The sequence below is a fragment of the Bacillus thuringiensis genome (assembly GCF_022095615.2).
Taxonomy (GTDB): domain Bacteria; phylum Bacillota; class Bacilli; order Bacillales; family Bacillaceae_G; genus Bacillus_A; species Bacillus_A cereus_AG.
This window is the reverse complement of sequence record NZ_CP155560.1, coordinates 499,090-516,655: the sequence shown is the minus strand read 5'-3', so window position 1 is coordinate 516,655 and position 17,566 is coordinate 499,090. Positions and strand designations below refer to the sequence as shown.

Here is a 17,566-nt window from a genome sequence, read left to right as displayed (position 1 = left end):
CCCTTGTCTAATGTTATATTAAACTAGACTTATCAAATTAAAAATGGACACCTTCAGAAAAACATGTCCACTTATAAAAGGAGATAGGAAAATGGATAAAAATTTACTGAATCTATGGCAATCATTTTCTTCAGGAAATATAAAAATACAAGACCTAGCAGATTTTTTAAATTTAAGTACAAAGCAAACAGTACGTTACCTACATAAATGGATGGATGAAGGTTGGCTGACTTTCATTTCTGGAAAAGGTAGAGGAAAGCCCTCCTCTCTCCAATGGTTGAAAAATATAGAACAAATCTATGAGTCACATGTAATGGAAATTATGGACCAACAGCCTGTTGAAAAAAGTAGTAAATATTTACTATATAATTGGTCTCCAAACAGCAAACTACGCTTGATGACTAAGTTTCATTCAAAATTTGGCTATATACATAATTCAGATGATAAATTAATTATTCCTAGAAGAAAGCCCTTTTTAACAACACATCCGCTCGAGGCTGCCGATGTACATAGTGCACATATTGTCGCGAACGTTTTCAATCGACTTGTTTATATGGATGAAAAGGGGAACATATTACCTGAAATAGCTCACAGTTGGGATTTAACTCAATCTACGCTTAGACTATATTTAAAAAAGTCTATAAAATTTCATGATGGATCCATCTTAACAGCGTCTGATGTGAAACTATGTCTCTCAAAATTACGCAGTCATACATACTATAAAGATTTATGGGCACCCATAGAAAAAATAGAAGTTGTTTCACCATTAATTATTGATATACATTATCCAAAGGGGTGTAGTTATTGTTTACAAATGTTATGCATGATAAATACAAGCATTTATAAAGAAAATAACGGTCAAATCATAGGAACTGGTGGTTTTTATATAGGAGAGAATAACCTGGAGAAAACATCATTAATAGCATTTCATGATTATTTTCAAGAAAGACCTTTGCTAGATATAGTAGAATTCATTCAGGTCCCCCTAGAATTTGATACTATTTATCAATCTTCCAAACACCATAAATGTAATTCTACCTTTCAAGTAGAAAGGAATTCAGGTTTTGGCGTTATAATTATGAATGCTTGGCGCGATTCTTCCATTCAGCACATAGAAGTTCGTAATTACTTACATTCGATTATCGCTAACAATATAAATCATATTCATGAATATGATTCTCAAAAAAAACCAAATATTAAAAGCTGTTTGAAAGACATAGATCATCAATTCAATATTCCAAAAAGAAAACGTCCCGAATTTAAAGAACCACTTATTATAAAAGCTACTCAGTATACAGAAGCGACAACAAAATGGTTAATGAATATCTTAGAAAAAGAAAATATACCTTTTCAAGTTAAATGGGTTCCATTTGAAAACTATCTTAAGGATGAAAAACTTAATGAACAAGTTGATCTTTTTATTCATGGTGAAGTATTCGAGATGAACCAAGAGATATCATTTTATTATTTTTTAACAGCTAGATATTCACCATTGGCTAAAGTCTTAAAAACAAATGAATCACTAAGAAAGCAACTATCTAAGTACAAGCATACACATTTTGAAAAGTGGGCTTTATTAAATAAGAATCTTGAAAAAGAACTGATAGAATCCTCTATCATGATTCCCTTATACTATGATACACGTCAAATTCCTTTTTCATCAGATTTAACGAATATTAAGATGAAATATTTTGGTTATGTGGATTTTTCTCAACTTTGGATAAGACCTTTAATTTAAAATAAAATCTCTTTTCTTCGGAGGGATGGTAACGTTATTTTCTAATTCCTATCCTATTTGCACAGAGATAATAAAGTCGTTACTTTTTATCTTGAATAGTAAGAGCCTTACTACAATTTGTGTGTAGTAAGGCCTTTTAAAGTTTCTTGAAAAATGCGAGTCGTTCTCTTAATAGTTATTTAGACCATTTTCCTTTAACCGCCACTGTTTCAATAATTTTTGTTTGGTTTGAATTTAAAACATCAGTAATTTTTCTATTTGTTTCTTTATGCGTGTATTCGAATACATACCATTGACAGACTTTTCCTAGGGTATATATATCCATTGATGGTGCAAGAATCACACCTTTTTCTACCTGTTCAGGTGCAAAAAAATCATAATCTTCCAATCCTTCAACTTTAACAGTTTTTACTTTTAGTTGATAGTATTCAGATTTTCAGCTTGATTTTTACTATTACAATTTGGGACATGGTTCTTCAGCCAATTTTCTAATAAATCTAGCTCTTTTAAGACCTTTGTATTCGTCTAAAGTTATATCTCTTATAATCGACCACGAACCAAGCCACATTGCTTCTCTAATATAACCATTCGGGATTTTAATTTGAGAAGTATCACAAGCATTCCTTCCACACATAACAAATAAAGCTTTATTGTAATCATCTTTATAATCTCTATTGAATTTATGATCTTTCATATATTGTTCAAATCCGCAATTACTACATTTAATTTGCACATTTCTCAGCCCCCTGACTTTTGTTGTTCCGCGTATCGTTTAATAGGTTTAATTAATAACTTTGGATGTGTTTGTCAGAAGAAAAGGATTTACATTGTTTGGTATTAGATCCAAGCTTACTAAGCCTACCATACCACCTCTCCCCTTCATTTATATAGATTTCGTTTACGATTTATATTTGTAATAATTAAATTTATGAAAAAATAAAGAGATGCCCTAGGACATCTCCTTATTTTTAATCATCTTATACATAACTTATCTAAATTTCCAACGTTTTTACTATCAAGGCTCTATTGTTATTTATTGACTTACTTTTACTACTTCCTTTAAATATTTTTGCATATTTTGATTTACTGCATAGACATAACATCCATTTATCCCTCGTGATAATAATACATAATAAATACGTTTAATATAGGCTGTTAACTCTTCATCATTTAAATCCGTCCCCTTAATAGGAAGGCCGTTTCGATCTTTATACTCTTTTGGATTGACGATGATTTTTGCTTTATTCAAATCATAGTCTCCATTTTCTTCACCTGTGTAATAACAATCAATTTCTGCTCCTAAAATCACACCAATATAATTTAAATCAGCACCCTGAGTAGTATGAATACATCCTATTTCCTCTACACTGTTTTTAAAATTAATCCAATCTTTTACCTTTGAGTTCCATATAAATGTATTACCTGTAACAGGATCTTTGATATCATATAGAGTCTTATCCTTTTGTGTAGCCCATTTCCAAGAATATCCTGAGACTACGCGACATAATTCATATTCTTTATTTAAAGATTTCATAGAATCATTTAATTCTGTAATAGAATCCATTACTTTAAAGTCATAACCCTGCAATAAGCCTTCTTCATAAACACCAACATTATTTGCTATTTGTAGATATTTACGCAGCCATGCTAGATATTGGTCTCCAGATTTCAAACGAAATTGTTTATGTAAGGGATGCCTCTTATAATTCACTGTCAACCGTTGAAATACATCTGTATCTATATCTGCAGGTCGAATTGTTTGGTATGGATCATAAACCACAGTTAAGTGATATGCATATGTTTCTATTAACGCCAACTCAGTTGTATAACCATTATCAGTGACTAAATGTTTTAAATCACGTGCTTGTTTACCAAAATATTGTTTCAGACGATGCGCTTCGTCCACAAAAACATATTTATATTTTGTACCCCTACTTTTTGCCTGCTTAATAAATTGTGAAGGTGACAGTACTGTAATACTTTGTAGACCTAGTTTGTTCATTAAACTCTTATATAAATTTAATGAGTGAGTTTGCGGAACAACAAGTGCTATATCTTCATAATTCAAGCCCTCTCGTGCTTTACCAGTTTCATTGTCATAAGCAAGCGCATATAAGATGTTTGTTAATACAATTGTTTTACCTGTACCTGGGTCCCCTGTAATCAAATGTCGACTATTTGATGTGGTAAGCATCGTATTAAAAATTTCTTTACAGACCTCAATTTGATTAGCCGATAGGTCTTTAAATGGTGAATATTTATAAATAAATTTATTATGTATCTCACCTAACTTCTCACTAGCTATCCCTTCTTCAATTAACTGATTCCAAATTGCCTGAAACATACTCTGAACATTTTCAATCCCGTTATAAGAATGAATCTTTTGGCCCCTTACTTTATTTAGTAAGTTAAATTTATCATCTGCAGATAGATATACAATTAACAATGTTTCAATATGCTTAATTGAACTTTCATTAAATAATTCACTTTTTATCACAATAACTTCATTGAATGTTTTACTTTCATCACTTATATGTGCAACAAAACGCTCATATATATCTGTGGACTTACCTACATATACATTTTTCTTATCTCTTTGAATATAGACTACTGGTACTCTATCAATTTCAAAGTCTTTCATACTGCCTTGCTCAAAATCTTTTCGCTTCTTCTTAATTATTTCAAATGAAGATAATTTTGCTGCAACTGATATCAATTAAATGACCCCCAATTTTTAAATTCAAGAATATTTGAGAATGATGAATATTGTATACCATTTGAATCCAATACACACATCCAATTCAAATTCCCATCCCTCTTCTTTTACATATTTATCTCAAAAAAACTGTAAAACGTTAATCGTTTTACAGTTCATTATATTTTTTATTTTTTCCAAATGCCTTTTCTACTGGATATTTCTCTGCATTCTTAAGTAGCTTAGCATGTACTGCCTCTTCTAAATTAATATTTAATTTATCACTTAACATCAGCAAATAAATCATTACATCCGCTATTTCTTCTTTTATTTCCTGCATTTTAGTTTCTGTTGCTTCTTCACTAGACTTCCATTGAAAAGTCTCAAGTAATTCTGCTGCCTCTAAATTTAATGAAATTGCCAGATCCTTTGCATTATGAAACTGACCCCAATTTCTCTCGTCTCGAAATTTTATTACTGCCTCTTGTAAATCTTGCATCACTATTAATCTCCTCTCTTTTTCATACTATCTTTTCAAAATAACACGCATTATAATATAGAACCTCAATTAATCCACCTTAATCCAGATATAATCGTCCTCATATTTAACATTTAATTTTAATCGGATTCCCTTCATATATTCCTCTAGTTGTTTTGAAAGGCTCTCATCACCAACTTGATCGTATCTATCCACATCTAAATATAACCTAAATACACTTCCATTCGTTAACTCAAATTCCCACTTTAGAAAGTTATGTAACATACTTTCCTTACTCATGTATTCATTTGCTTCCATATATTCTAGTAGCTCCTGTAAATTATAATATTCTAAGCTACTTTGCCTGAGATCATGACATTTTGGACAATATTCTCTATACCTATCTTGCAATTGCATAATCATTTCTGTACCACATTGACTACAGTTACTCATGTAACAATCTCCTTCAATTCTCTTATGTTCTTCATACAATTGAAATTATGAACTATACTATTTTGTTTTAAAAATATTCCTCTTATGCCACTTAAAGTATAATTTATTTTCTGGGCGAATTTCTACCTTTGCTTTGGGTTGTAATCCAAATATCAAATAATCTGTTTCTACTATTAATGGCGAAATATGCAATCGCCCTTGGCCATCAAATGTAATAAACCCTTTATCATACAAGGCATCATGATTACAGCAAAGTAACACACCATTATAAGAATTTAATCGCTCCATACTTGTGCTATCTTTCCATGGCTTTGAATGACTTGCTCTTAATAACTCTGGCAAATTTATTCCGCATAATGCACATTTTCCGTTCCATAGATCCATTAATGCTTTCCTGAATTTTTGCTGTCCAATTCGTATTGTAGCTTTTACCTCTGACTCCGTTTCAGATATCACAGGAATCAATGTATTATTTTCAGTCCTTCTTACCTCATCAACGGATAATTCTAATTGCTCATTTTTCTTCTCATAAATGTTTAAATCACTAATTAGTTCAATTAATTTGAGGGCTAATTCTTCATTACATGGATATAAATATCCTTGATTTCCTTTTGCATCTGATTGAAAAGGTGAATATTTAATTGGCAACAACTGCGATATCTCTTCAAATTTCTCACGTATATTAATTGGTTTTTCCAACTCATGATATTTTAAAGACACCAAATAGCCCTCATCATTCCATTGATCATGACTTTTCATAATCGACGGTTTATTCGATTCCTTACAATCTTCCTCAGCAATACTAACCGCTACAATATCCCCTTTTACATAATGAAAGATTCGATCTCCATTTTTTACATCCATCATTCTTTTCCATGAATGTGGTACATTACCGCCTCTATCCTTTTTAGGCGACCAAATAATTTCTAATTCTTTTTCCTCTTGATAAGTATGTCCTTGCATAACAATAAAATGATTCATATATTCTCTCCTAAGGCGTTAATTTACTACGCTGTATTCTAATTAATATAATACTAAAAAAACTCTTCTATGATTAGTAAATAGTCTGTTTAAGTGTATATTACTCATCTATCGTACATTTCTTAATTTATAAGACTTCCTCTCATGAAATTTACCTTTGCAATTCATAAATTAAATATATATCACAGAAATATCTACGAAGGCAGCACATATCCTATTATTAAATCACGTGATATAAGTTCTATTTCAATCCTAAACTATTCCCTCCTGTAACCACTAAAAAAACGTTGTAAATCCCTTTACTCAAAAATTGAATTTTTTCCAGCAGCAGAAACACCACCAAGTAATATGGCTTCCAGTTCTTTTTCTTACTGTGGATGTTTATTTAAAAATGATTCAATAATCTCATTATGTAGAGCCTTTTGTTCTATTACATACTCTCCATTAATTACATATCTTTCTCCAGTTGTTCTCACTTGGCCTTCTCCTCTTCTATAAAAGAATTATTAGGTTCTCTATAAATTTAGAGAACTCACTCTCCCCATGTACTTATAACTTTTGTCTCTTGTCTCTACTTAAGATCATCCTTAATGTGATTTCATATAGCTCTTTTCGTTAGATACTAAATGTTTTAATTCATCACTACACATTCCTTTTAAACAACCATATTTCTTTTTAGCTTAAAACCTACTTTATATACCCACTTAAACAAACCAAAAAGGACTCCTTTAAGTCGATTAATTGTGCATAGCAAAATAAGCTGTATACACTAATCGGCTCAAAGAAGCCCTTTCAAAATTGAAACAAGAACAAAACTTGCTTCTACAACTCAACCACAACACATAAGGTGTGGGAATAAAACGGAATCTAATAAACGAATAATATAATTATATATTACATAATAGAGTTATTTTTCTCAAGGATATTTCCTTAAAATATTCCTACAGTGCTTCTACGGTAGGAATATCAGCTGGTGCCCACTTTAAATGCTTTAAACCTTTATTACTCATCCATTTTAGCTCTGCATGCTCAAGAGCTTTAGGCTTACCTGCCAAGATCCTTGCTTTATATGTAGTAAGATGAACAATAATAGCTTTATACTCGTACTCGACTTCCTCTACCTTCTCATCTACAACAATTGTACATCCGAGCTCTTCTTTAATTTCACGAATTAATGCAGCTTGTGGCTCTTCTCCCTTGTTTATCTTACCACCTGGAAATTCCCAATAGTTCGGTAATGTCATTTTAGGAGAACGTAATGCACATAAAACTTCATTATTTTCATTAACAATTACCGCACCAACAACTGATATTTTTCTCTTCATACTTACTCACTCCCTTATACAGATTAATTAATACTTAATATCTTATATTAATTCATTTTTAAACACCAAATATTCCTTTTAATTTGTGATTAAACTAACAACTACAAAATCGCTTAAGAACGTTACGAAAATATATGGAACAAAACAATTCCAATTCTTACATCATCTCTTCAAAAGAGGATATTTGATATTTCACAAATATCAAGTATAGCCCTGAGGAGCGACCATTTTTTATTATTGTGTCGCAAAATGATCTTTCCATTTTCATTGTACCTAAATTAGCAGTAAAAACGTATTTTCTATTTTTCATTATAGAATTCATTTACTCTCTTTTCTACATAATGTGAACTGACTGTTCTTTTAATTTTAAAACTCAAGCTTTACTTTCGGTAAAGCATAAGAAAGATTATTATTTTAGTAATATATTTAATTTATGTATGCCGCCTATTTAGTTACATCTTTTTAACAGCTACCTTACCTTTCACTTTCTTATTTATACTTAAATCGTTTTCATCAGATGTATTATATATAGATAATAAATTCCCTCAAAAAATTTCTTTCTTTCTATAAAAACTTATATACATCTTTTTCTTTTCATGCTAATATACTAATATTGCAATTTTATTATTAACAATTTATAACAGGAGATGACAAGATGAAAGGACTTGAATTTTCAACTAGCTTATTATTCTTTTGGATAAAAGGTAGAGTAGACGTTGATAATCGGTTTGTAAAAACCAATTTATCAAACACATTATTAGGATTTATTCCTGCTGGTAAAGACCAACAAAACATTCCTCTAAAAAATATTTCTGGAGCTATGTTATCTACCAAGTATTTTTTCAAACCAATTATTTTAGGAATTCTGATCTTCTTATTTGGATTAGGTACATTGAGTGATAGTTTTATTGGTGGGTTAATTTTTCTACTAATAGGTATTGGAATTACAGGTAGCGGCATTCAAACAATTTTAAGAATTGAAAAAGCAGGAACACCTTATCATATTAGTGTCCCATTCTTTGAAAAAGAAAAAATGCAATTATTAAATGATATTATACACAACGCTTTAGCAGATGACACAGACAAAACAGATTTAAATTTATTCTTCGATAAAAAATCACAGTAAATATTATTATATTTAAAATAAAACCTTATAGCCGAATTATATTAATTAATTCGATTATAAGGTTTTTAAATTTATCTAATTAACAAATTTTTCTCATATGAATAGCCTGTACTTACTTATAATACAAAACGTTTTTTTATACGTAACAGTATATAAAAGCTGACACTTTACTATATAGAAATTAAATATAAGCTGCTTTAAAAGCTTGTTGGACAGCTTGTACTTCTGATGAATCTTTACCATACAGGAAACTTTTCACATACTATTAATCTAAAAGCCTAAGATTCCTACAATCTGACGAGCTTTAGCATTATCTATATAATAATGCATCTCTAATCCCTTTCTTTCTGCACGAAGTACAGTTCCCCTTAATTTTGATAAATGCTGTGAAACAGTAGATTGTGGGAGTCTTAATATTTCCGTTAATTGCGTAACATTACACATTTTATGGTGCATTAATTCATTTACAATTTGTAATCGAACCGGATGTGCCATTACTTTTAGAACATCTACGTCTTCTTCGCGGATTTCAGCTAAATCTCTATCAGTTACTACTGTTTTCATTTCGCATTCTCCTTTATTATTAATTTCTATTTTTCTTATTATCCTTATAAATAGTACTTATATATGATTACGATTTGTCCTGTTGAGAAAATATATTCTCTTCTTAAAACAAAAAGGACAACTATCCTAAAAACCGTTTTTTACATAACTTTGATCTATGATTAACACGCTTTACTAAGCAAAAGTACTTCTCCTATCCTTTGTTTAAAGCAAATAAAAAATTTTGCTTTTTCCTTCCCGTCCTGGAAAATTGATAAGCAGTATCCCCCATCTCACACTCTACAAAATAATCATTTTATTTCTCAACATGGATACCTGGAATTAAAATACCAAAAATGGTAATATGAAGTCACCTTCAGTTGTCAATTGTGTCCCTTTTTGAAAGGCCCTGTCTCTAATGACAAGGCCTTTTAAATTTTTTTAACCTAAAATATCCTTTTTATTTCGTTTTTTAGTTACCCCTAATAATATGTATCCCTCTTATAAGAAGGTCTATTTTTCTATGAAATTTGGCTTACGAATGCTAATTTATTCCCATTTAACTCTCTTTTATAGTAAAAATTAATCTTAGACACAATCTAATTAATAAACTGTGGTATAACGGGTATCGAAATTAAGTTTAATTTTAAATAAAAAGAAGAGTTAATTTTTTAATTAACTCTTCTTTTTTGCAATTTCCCGCTCATTACTAGCAATTAATTTACGAAAATGCTCTTCTCTATTTTCTTTTATAAACTTCATCATTTCTATTAGCCCTACCCAAATTAGCTCCTAGACGTAAATTTTTCATAATTTATTAAAATTCTACGCTACATGGTCAATATTTGTTTCTAACCAATTACTTACGTCTCCAATCACAAATAATAACTTCTCCTGTCAGTGTAAACCCTCGAAAAGGGTTAATTATTCACCAATATAAATGCGCCAGCCCTTATAATTAGCTGTTTGTCCCATTTTTATTTTATGTCCGCCTTTTTCAAACACATATTCCATATTTATATTTTTGACCAATTTATCAATCTCTTTGTCTAAATTTAAATCTGGGTATATCATAGTAATCCATCTTTTCGTCAATTCAATAGATGGTTTATGATTTTCGAAGCTAATAGCAAAATTATTACCGCCCTTTTCATCTATACTCAATGGTCCATACCAATCTTTATTTTCTTTTGCCATTTTAGATGAAGCTAAATGTAATACAGCACTTGTCTCCCAATACTTTATATCTAGATCATATTTCAAATTTATCTCATTAATGAGATCCTGCGCCTCTTTAGATATAGATTTACTATACACAGGAACAATATCAACCAACGATTTATCAAAAGTGAAATCATCTGTCACCATGGATCTCGGTATCCCCAACGGCATTACTTCAGGTTGTCCCGGCTTCTCTAACTTACGCATTGCATTATATAGAAACTGTGCATACTGCTCACGAGTTACTACTTTTTTAGGCTCAAATAAATTATCACCTGTGCCCACAGCAATTTTGTTCTCTTGTAGGGCACTAATCGCCTCAGTAGCCCAATAATTTTTTTCCACATCATTAAAAGTAGTAATAGATTGTTGCTTTAAATTAAATGTTTTTTGTAAAATTGCCGCTAATTGTTCACGAGTTAAAACATCATTTGGTCCAAATTCATTATCCCCATATCCATTCATAAGACCAGAACTGACAACAGCATAAATTTCTTTTTCAAACATAGTACCTTTTACATCTTTAAATTGATCTTCAAACCTATCACCTACAAGTAATGGCTGTAGATACACATAAAGCAGACGAGCTGCTTGTCCTCGCGTAATATTATCGCCTAATCCAAACATTCCATTTCCATAGCCAGCTATCATTTTTTTATCTTTTAGATGCATAATTGCATCATAAGACCAGTGATTTGCAGGAACATCTTTAAATACTGTATCTGCTTGTACATTCGCTAACGATGTTAATGTCGTCGTAGCAAGTGTAGCTCCTATTATAAGCATTTTTGTTAGTTTCATACTGTAATCCCCTTATTTCTATAATTTATTATTACAAATAATTTCATTTGCCTTATATAATTCATTTCCTAGCATATTAATATTAACATAAAATGCTATAATTGTTATATATTAATATACAATTAAATAATTCTCTTATACATTAATATTCTCTGTTCTACTTTCGGAATACCTCTGAACATGTATGTAAAAGATTTGTTGATAGTAAATAAAAAATTTGATAATAATCATTCATCTTTAATACCCCCTCCATACAAAAAATAAGAAGCCTCTTTTTGAGAGACTTCTTATTTTTAATACAAACGACATACATAGGCTAAATATACACAATAAAATTAGGATGCTGAACCTTATTGCACCTTTATTATAACATATAACCCTTATTTTTTGTTTAATAATTCCAAATTATACAACTTTATCAACAATTGAGTGTTTATTTACATACAATGAATGTACAATAAAAAAACAACAAAATATTCACTTATAGAACCAACGTATGTAAAAACCAGCTACCATCCCATTCATAGTTTTGAAAAGTTGTTCTCTCCTTCTATAAGAATACTTTAAACCTCGGATAGATCACCTCATATTGACATCTTATGTATGCAGAATTACATATCAATTTCAATTGAAAATCATTCTCATTGTAACTATAATGGTTTCAAGAAGTGATATTTTCACTTCCTTTTCAAATCTCACAATATATTAAAGGAGGAACTAGCATTATGAAAAAAGTTATTTTAGCAGGAGCATTAGGAATTGCAGTACTATCAGGTATGAACTTACCAGGAGCAGAGGCACCTAAAGCGAGTGCAGCAACTACAAATTTAGAAATTCAAGAAGTTACAAAATATTACTCTATGAGTTCCTATGAGGTTTCTCAAAAAGAATCATTTAATCTTAATAAAGGGGAAGAACTTACGGTCTTTGTACAAAATTCCGGGTTCCCAATTTCTTATACAGTCTTTGATGCAGATGATCAAGTAATTGGCACATATAATGCTAATTCACCATACGGTCGCGTATTCAAAGCACAAAAAGACGGTAATATTTCTGTTCAATTTCAAGCAGGAGTAAATTCTTCTTACATGAAGAAGATGAATTTCACAGCCAAATTTTCAGTGTCTAAATTTAACTAGCAGTAAAAATTTTCACTATCCTCTTTAAAGGCAAATTAAAAAGGTATATCCCTTTCATGGGATATACCTTTAACTTTAGTGAATTTTATATTGTCCTGATAACTGCTCTTGCGCCATACGAACTAAACGTTTTGTAATTTCTCCACCTACTGAACCATTTGCTCTTGCTGTTGAATCCGGTCCAAGAGTAACACCAAACTCCTGTGCAATTTCATATTTCATTTGTTCAATTGCACTTGCTGCAGCTGCTATTAAGATTTCGTTTGAATTATTATTTTCGCGAATTTGCATTTTTAAACACCTCCGTTGAATTTGGTAATATCATGCTCTATTTCCAACAAAATATGCAAAAAAATTATTCGTTTAGCTATTTTACATATATTACCTAAACTTCCCTCCCTTTTGTGGGAATAAATAAAGGTATATATCATACCCATACCGTGTCCTATCCTACTTACTCTTGAATTCCCCTATTAACTCCTGTAACTCTTGGGAGAGCCAATTCAAAGAATTTGCCAACTCTGCAATATCTTGTACATATAATTCTTGCTCTTTCATACTTATCTCTACATTACTACCGCTATTCACATATGTATTTGCAATGTATGATAATTCATTTACAATCTGAACAGTAGCTTGATTACCTTTTAAAATGTCACTTGAATTATTCGAAGTCTCTTTAATTTGATTTGTAACAGATTGTGCAGCTTCTGAAATCTTTTCAAAGAAAGCACCACTACTTTGAACAAGTGTTATTCCTGATTCTATTTCCTTTGAACCATTCTGTATGGATCTTACAGTCTCTTCTGTTTCAGCTTGGGTTTCACCAATTAATTTAGCTATATCCCTTGCAGATGCCTCGGTTCTTTCCGATAATATACGTACCTCATCCGCAACAACTGAAATTCCTTTCCCCATCTTTCCAGCACATGAGTCTTCAGTAGAAGCATTTAAAGCTAATAAATTTGCTTGATTTGAAATAGTTGTAATTACAGTAAGAATTTCATTAATTTCCTTAGATTTTGCTTCTAATGCATAAATACTAGAAGATACATCTTGAATTGAATCTCGGCTTCTTTTCATTTGATTCACAATTTGCTTAATCAAATCTTTTCCTTCTAAAGAATGCTGTTCCATTTCTTCTGAAGTATTCCTAACTTGTTCTGCAGCTCCTGTAATTTCTTTCAGCTTAATTTCCATTTCTTGAACAATTCCTAAACATTTTTGCACTACATATTCATGAGAATATGCTCCTAAATTTAATCCTGTAATAGCACTTGAAATTCCTTTAAAGGCTATGCTATTCTCTTTTGTACTTACCGACAATTCCTGTGAGGATGTTGAAACTTGTATGGCAGTCTGCCTTACTTTATCTATAATCCTATTAAACTTTTTAATAGTGTTATTGAAATAGATATTAGTTATCCCTATATCATCAGACCCTTCATTCAATTTAATACTTAAATCCCCATCACCAACTTTACGTAACCCTTCTTGTAAGTCCTTTAAAGGCGATAGAGATTTTCGTGAGATGAATATTTGAATTGTAATTGCGATTGTTAATGAAATGATTATAAATAGTAAACCATGCACTATAAATTCTTTCTTTGTAAGAGGAATAATAGAAGCGTCTAAATCCGCCGCAACAATTGCAATTATATTATTATCTTCATCTGTAATTGGCTCTAAAATTGTTACCCATGTACCTAGTACATCTTCATACACTTCTGTCATTTGTGCCTGTTTCGTTTTCATTACTTTGTCGTATGTCTTCTTCCAATGAGTAGGATGCTCATAATAGTCACCTGTTTTTACAGAACCTAGTTTTACAGAAACTGTATTTGCTAATTCTGTATCCAAAGCTACTAATTGTAATTCAGCTTTATCATTTAGTTTGGCTCCTGTAACATATGTTTGCCCGACACTTTTCATATCTTTTATAGCTTTATCTAATTGTTCCGTCAATTTTTCTGTCTTTACTTTTTGTGCTGAGGGGTCTTTTGCTACATCTCTTACTATTTCTAGATCTAATTGATTTATTATTGTATCTCCTGTTTCAAAAGACTGCCTTTCAAATATAGACATCATACTATTTTGAAACATGTTAAAGCTTAACAAGCCCATACTTCCCACAAGCGTTAGAATTATTAATACCGTTAGTAATACATTTTTCTGAAGCAACGATAGCTTATGCCAATATTTTTTCATTGATTTCACCTTTCTTATTTTCAACAATACAAAAACAAAGTAGTAACATATTAATAGGTTCTATTTATGTTATTAACTTAAACATTAAAATAGCATACTTGTCATTCAATCAAACGTTCCAATTTTTTTGTTTGATAGAGTTTCTTTCCTTTTATACTGATAGTTTCACTATAATTAAAGCGATAATTTAACTAATCTAAGAATTTATGTATATAAATACAAAAGGATGATACCATTGTAATCAACATAAAAATGCAGCTAATTTTCAACACCCTTTTATATAGCAGAACTAATGAAATAATAGTTATGACACTATTGAATAATAATGCTAAAGTTTAACTTCTATTTTTTGAAGCCGATTCTGATCTATTGTACAAATATCAGTTTCCCCATTTGCAATCTCATCTTTTATATATCCAGCTGATTTTGGAAATCTAATAGTAGGAAGACGTTTACCTTCTATTACTTCATCTTTTCCATTTGTACTGATACCTTCTAGATCCATTATGTTAAGTGTTAGTTTTAGACAAAGAAAAGAATTCTTAAGCTCTCATCTTTGGCCATCTTTATCTCGCACAACAAAAACAAACTGGAAAGTTCCTTCCAGTTTCCTATTTTATAACTATTTTCCTTATTTTTCTATAACATTTTAAAAAGTTAGCCTAAACCCTTTTAGCTTAATCCAATATATTTCTTCAATTATCTTAAAATCATCTGAAATAGCACAATCAGTAAATTCTTATTACGAAACTTATGTATTAATAAATACTAAAGGACATACTCCTAAAAAATAAGCCATGGATGTAATTGTAGTACGATTTTCATCAGTAATAAACGTACACATGTTAAACAAAAAAAGACTCAATTATTTATATGTCATTCCTTCTTTTAATATAAATCGACTGCTTTTTTCTTAAATTCTACTTCATCAGTGGTGCTAATTTTACTCATAGAAAACTCCCCTCCATAGTAAATAGGTTAATGTGTTCTCTTTATCCTATCTACTATAAGGGGAGTATAGCATAGCTTCTTTTTGTAAAAGGTCTAAGATTCTAGTGCAGTAATTAATTTCTGACGTTCTTTATCTCTAAAAATTTTAATTTCATGTTTAAACTCATAATTTCCTGCTTCAAATCTAACCCATTCCTTACTTGTCCAATATACAACATCTACATTCGCATCTAAAATTGCAGAACATATGTCTACTAATTCTTCCTCGTAAAATGGTGCTTCTTTCGCTAGTTCAAAAGCTAGTACTTTTGGATCCTTACTTTTAATTTGGAGTTCCCTTGAAGTTTGTCCTAGATACTGCCATGGAGAATCTAGGGATTGCACATAGAAATTTGGAGTTTCATTAAACTGTGATGGAGAATGCATTGTAGCAGCAAATGTAGGTTTACTCACTCCTATTGTTACGCCTAAAGCAATAGAACCAATAATAAGTTTTTTAATCATTTTTTCAGCCCCTTTAATTATTTTGGATATGCTTCATTTGTATACTACGTTTATGTTTGAGTAAATGAAGATGATTTGACATGATTCATCATTTTTCTCAAAAACTGTATATTAATTAATTGTTGTAAACTTACCGAAAACAAAAAAGTTTCCATAAGGAAACTTTTTGTTTTCGGTATACATTATATGTATAAAAATTAGTTTTAAAAATATTTACTTATTTGTTGATAAAATTGTATATGGCTATTGCTCCTACTATTATCTACATACATTTCATGCAAAGATTCACATCTACATGAACAAATTCATCTTATGACCGCTTTTCTTTTTACGAAATTAAGTAATTGTTTAAATAGCTGGTATAAATTACTTTCTTTCTCAGCTCTATTATTTTGTTCTTTCGCCTAAAATTCCAAAATCCCCATTACTTCTTTCGTAAATAGTTTAAAATCAGTTAAATGTTTTTCAATAATTTGACGAACAATATCTAAATTTACACTTTGATAATCATGAACAGCAATATTACGAAACCCAACCATCGCCTTTAACTTATTTGCTAGATCAGCGCTAAGTAATCCTGCTGTAACCAACAAATCAAAGGCTTCTCGACTAGATTGGGGTAGTCCTAATTTTTTCCCTGCAACAATATGCATCGCTAAATCAATACTCGCTTCACAAGCTCTTTGTATGTTCAATATTATTGAATCTTGTTTTGTAAAATCCTCTAAATTTTCAGGAGCATTTCCATACACATCTTGGATTCTTTTTATACAACGCTCTATTGTAGAAATTTTATTTAAAATAACCTCATTCTTCATATATTGAACCTCTTTTCTTTATATCATCAAATACTACCTGTCGTTCTTCATTCAATTTAGAATACATTTTTAAGGTTTTCATTTCAAAAACGACCTTACGTTTATCATCCGAACAAAATATTGTCTTTCCTGTATGTATAATCTGAGCTTGAAAAACTGTAGAAGCTTCGGATAAGTCAACTAAATCAACATCTCTATGAACAATGTTAGCTAACTCTTGTGCTAATAAAAAACGTTCATAGTTCCCTAAAGTTGCGTCACTTAAATAAGCTATATCAATATCACTATCTTCTCGTTCTCTGTTCTCAGCCATTGATCCAAACACAATTATCCAATAGGGATTCACCGTCTCTTGTAATTTTTCTATAATAGCTGTTTTCATGCTTTGAAAAATCATCTAATTAATCCCCCTTATTATACTTGAATTTTATTATATCATAACCAATCATAAATCCTTTAAACGACTACAAATCCTTAAACAAAATTAAGACTTTTTAGTACTTAACTCCTTACAAAATTTGAAGCTTATTTCTGACCTAAAATTATTATAATTCAGGAGTAGGTATATTGTAGCTTTGCTTCTTA

Annotated in this window: 17 protein-coding genes and 2 pseudogenes; 3 read left to right on the top strand and 16 right to left on the bottom strand. The window is 30.4% G+C overall.

What is annotated here, in order from left to right; genetic code table 11:
* The first annotated feature begins 91 nt into the window (after positions 1 to 91).
* On the top strand, positions 92 to 1,738 hold the full coding sequence (locus KZZ19_RS29255) for an ABC transporter substrate-binding protein (RefSeq protein WP_237982287.1): 1,647 nt from the start codon (positions 92 to 94) through the stop codon (positions 1,736 to 1,738).
* Between the two features lie 175 nt (positions 1,739 to 1,913).
* On the opposite strand, the gene KZZ19_RS29250 is transcribed toward KZZ19_RS29255, so the two are convergent.
* From KZZ19_RS29250 to KZZ19_RS29215, 8 genes and pseudogenes are all read right to left on the bottom strand, one after another.
* A complete protein-coding gene (locus KZZ19_RS29250; protein WP_237982288.1) occupies positions 1,914 to 2,126 on the bottom strand; it encodes a hypothetical protein in 213 nt (70 codons plus the stop codon).
* Positions 2,127 to 2,192: 66 nt separating this feature from the next.
* The gene (locus tag KZZ19_RS29245; RefSeq protein WP_237982289.1) at positions 2,193 to 2,471 is read right to left on the bottom strand and encodes a hypothetical protein; all 279 of its coding nucleotides are present in this window, start codon (positions 2,469 to 2,471) and stop codon (positions 2,193 to 2,195) included.
* Positions 2,472 to 2,771: 300 nt separating this feature from the next.
* Complete coding sequence (locus KZZ19_RS29240; protein ID WP_237982290.1) at positions 2,772 to 4,454, bottom strand: DUF2075 domain-containing protein; 1,683 nt, start codon at positions 4,452 to 4,454, stop codon at positions 2,772 to 2,774.
* A gap of 148 nt (positions 4,455 to 4,602) precedes the next feature.
* Entirely contained in the window at positions 4,603 to 4,932 is a 330-nt protein-coding gene (locus KZZ19_RS29235) for a nucleotide pyrophosphohydrolase (protein WP_237982291.1), read from the bottom strand.
* Positions 4,933 to 5,001: 69 nt separating this feature from the next.
* Positions 5,002 to 5,364, bottom strand: coding sequence for a hypothetical protein (locus KZZ19_RS29230; RefSeq protein ID WP_097815722.1), 363 nt, complete (start codon positions 5,362 to 5,364; stop codon positions 5,002 to 5,004).
* 57 nt (positions 5,365 to 5,421) lie between these two features.
* Positions 5,422 to 6,345 (bottom strand): HNH endonuclease, encoded by a 924-nt coding sequence (locus KZZ19_RS29225; RefSeq protein ID WP_088083639.1) that lies wholly within the window; start codon positions 6,343 to 6,345, stop codon positions 5,422 to 5,424.
* A gap of 302 nt (positions 6,346 to 6,647) precedes the next feature.
* Positions 6,648 to 6,821, bottom strand: a pseudogene (locus KZZ19_RS29220) (zeta toxin family protein); the annotation flags it as partial.
* A gap of 465 nt (positions 6,822 to 7,286) precedes the next feature.
* Positions 7,287 to 7,670: a (deoxy)nucleoside triphosphate pyrophosphohydrolase gene (locus tag KZZ19_RS29215; protein ID WP_237982292.1), complete on the bottom strand. Its 384-nt coding sequence runs from the start codon at positions 7,668 to 7,670 to the stop codon at positions 7,287 to 7,289.
* A 655-nt stretch (positions 7,671 to 8,325) separates the two neighbouring features.
* On the opposite strand from KZZ19_RS29215, the gene KZZ19_RS29210 reads away from it, so the two are divergent.
* A complete protein-coding gene (locus tag KZZ19_RS29210; protein WP_237982293.1) occupies positions 8,326 to 8,796 on the top strand; it encodes a hypothetical protein in 471 nt (156 codons plus the stop codon).
* A gap of 181 nt (positions 8,797 to 8,977) precedes the next feature.
* Here the strand turns inward: KZZ19_RS29210 and KZZ19_RS31270 are convergent.
* The 3 genes and pseudogenes from KZZ19_RS31270 to KZZ19_RS29200 form a co-directional block, all read right to left on the bottom strand.
* Positions 8,978 to 9,055, bottom strand: a pseudogene (locus tag KZZ19_RS31270) (M4 family metallopeptidase); the annotation flags it as partial.
* A gap of 11 nt (positions 9,056 to 9,066) precedes the next feature.
* Positions 9,067 to 9,360 (bottom strand): ArsR/SmtB family transcription factor, encoded by a 294-nt coding sequence (locus tag KZZ19_RS29205; protein ID WP_088047567.1) that lies wholly within the window; start codon positions 9,358 to 9,360, stop codon positions 9,067 to 9,069.
* Between the two features lie 903 nt (positions 9,361 to 10,263).
* Positions 10,264 to 11,361 (bottom strand): S-layer homology domain-containing protein, encoded by a 1,098-nt coding sequence (locus KZZ19_RS29200; RefSeq protein ID WP_226546118.1) that lies wholly within the window; start codon positions 11,359 to 11,361, stop codon positions 10,264 to 10,266.
* Between the two features lie 725 nt (positions 11,362 to 12,086).
* Between KZZ19_RS29200 and KZZ19_RS29195 the strand changes: the two genes are divergently transcribed.
* Positions 12,087 to 12,500 (top strand): hypothetical protein, encoded by a 414-nt coding sequence (locus KZZ19_RS29195; RefSeq protein ID WP_226546119.1) that lies wholly within the window; start codon positions 12,087 to 12,089, stop codon positions 12,498 to 12,500.
* Positions 12,501 to 12,575: 75 nt separating this feature from the next.
* Here KZZ19_RS29195 and KZZ19_RS29190 read toward each other — a convergent pair whose 3' ends face one another.
* The 5 genes from KZZ19_RS29190 to mntA form a co-directional block, all read right to left on the bottom strand.
* Positions 12,576 to 12,791: an alpha/beta-type small acid-soluble spore protein gene (locus KZZ19_RS29190; protein WP_001167047.1), complete on the bottom strand. Its 216-nt coding sequence runs from the start codon at positions 12,789 to 12,791 to the stop codon at positions 12,576 to 12,578.
* A gap of 159 nt (positions 12,792 to 12,950) precedes the next feature.
* On the bottom strand, positions 12,951 to 14,708 hold the full coding sequence (locus KZZ19_RS29185) for a methyl-accepting chemotaxis protein (RefSeq protein WP_226546120.1): 1,758 nt from the start codon (positions 14,706 to 14,708) through the stop codon (positions 12,951 to 12,953).
* Positions 14,709 to 15,752: 1,044 nt separating this feature from the next.
* Positions 15,753 to 16,163 (bottom strand): hypothetical protein, encoded by a 411-nt coding sequence (locus KZZ19_RS29180; RefSeq protein ID WP_237982294.1) that lies wholly within the window; start codon positions 16,161 to 16,163, stop codon positions 15,753 to 15,755.
* Between the two features lie 404 nt (positions 16,164 to 16,567).
* The gene (hepT, locus tag KZZ19_RS29175; RefSeq protein ID WP_016093854.1) at positions 16,568 to 16,981 is read right to left on the bottom strand and encodes a type VII toxin-antitoxin system HepT family RNase toxin; all 414 of its coding nucleotides are present in this window, start codon (positions 16,979 to 16,981) and stop codon (positions 16,568 to 16,570) included.
* Positions 16,971 to 17,378, bottom strand: coding sequence for a type VII toxin-antitoxin system MntA family adenylyltransferase antitoxin (gene mntA / locus KZZ19_RS29170; RefSeq protein ID WP_237982295.1), 408 nt, complete (start codon positions 17,376 to 17,378; stop codon positions 16,971 to 16,973). The genes hepT and mntA overlap by 11 nt, the downstream gene beginning before the upstream one ends.
* Positions 17,379 to 17,566: the final 188 nt, after the last annotated feature.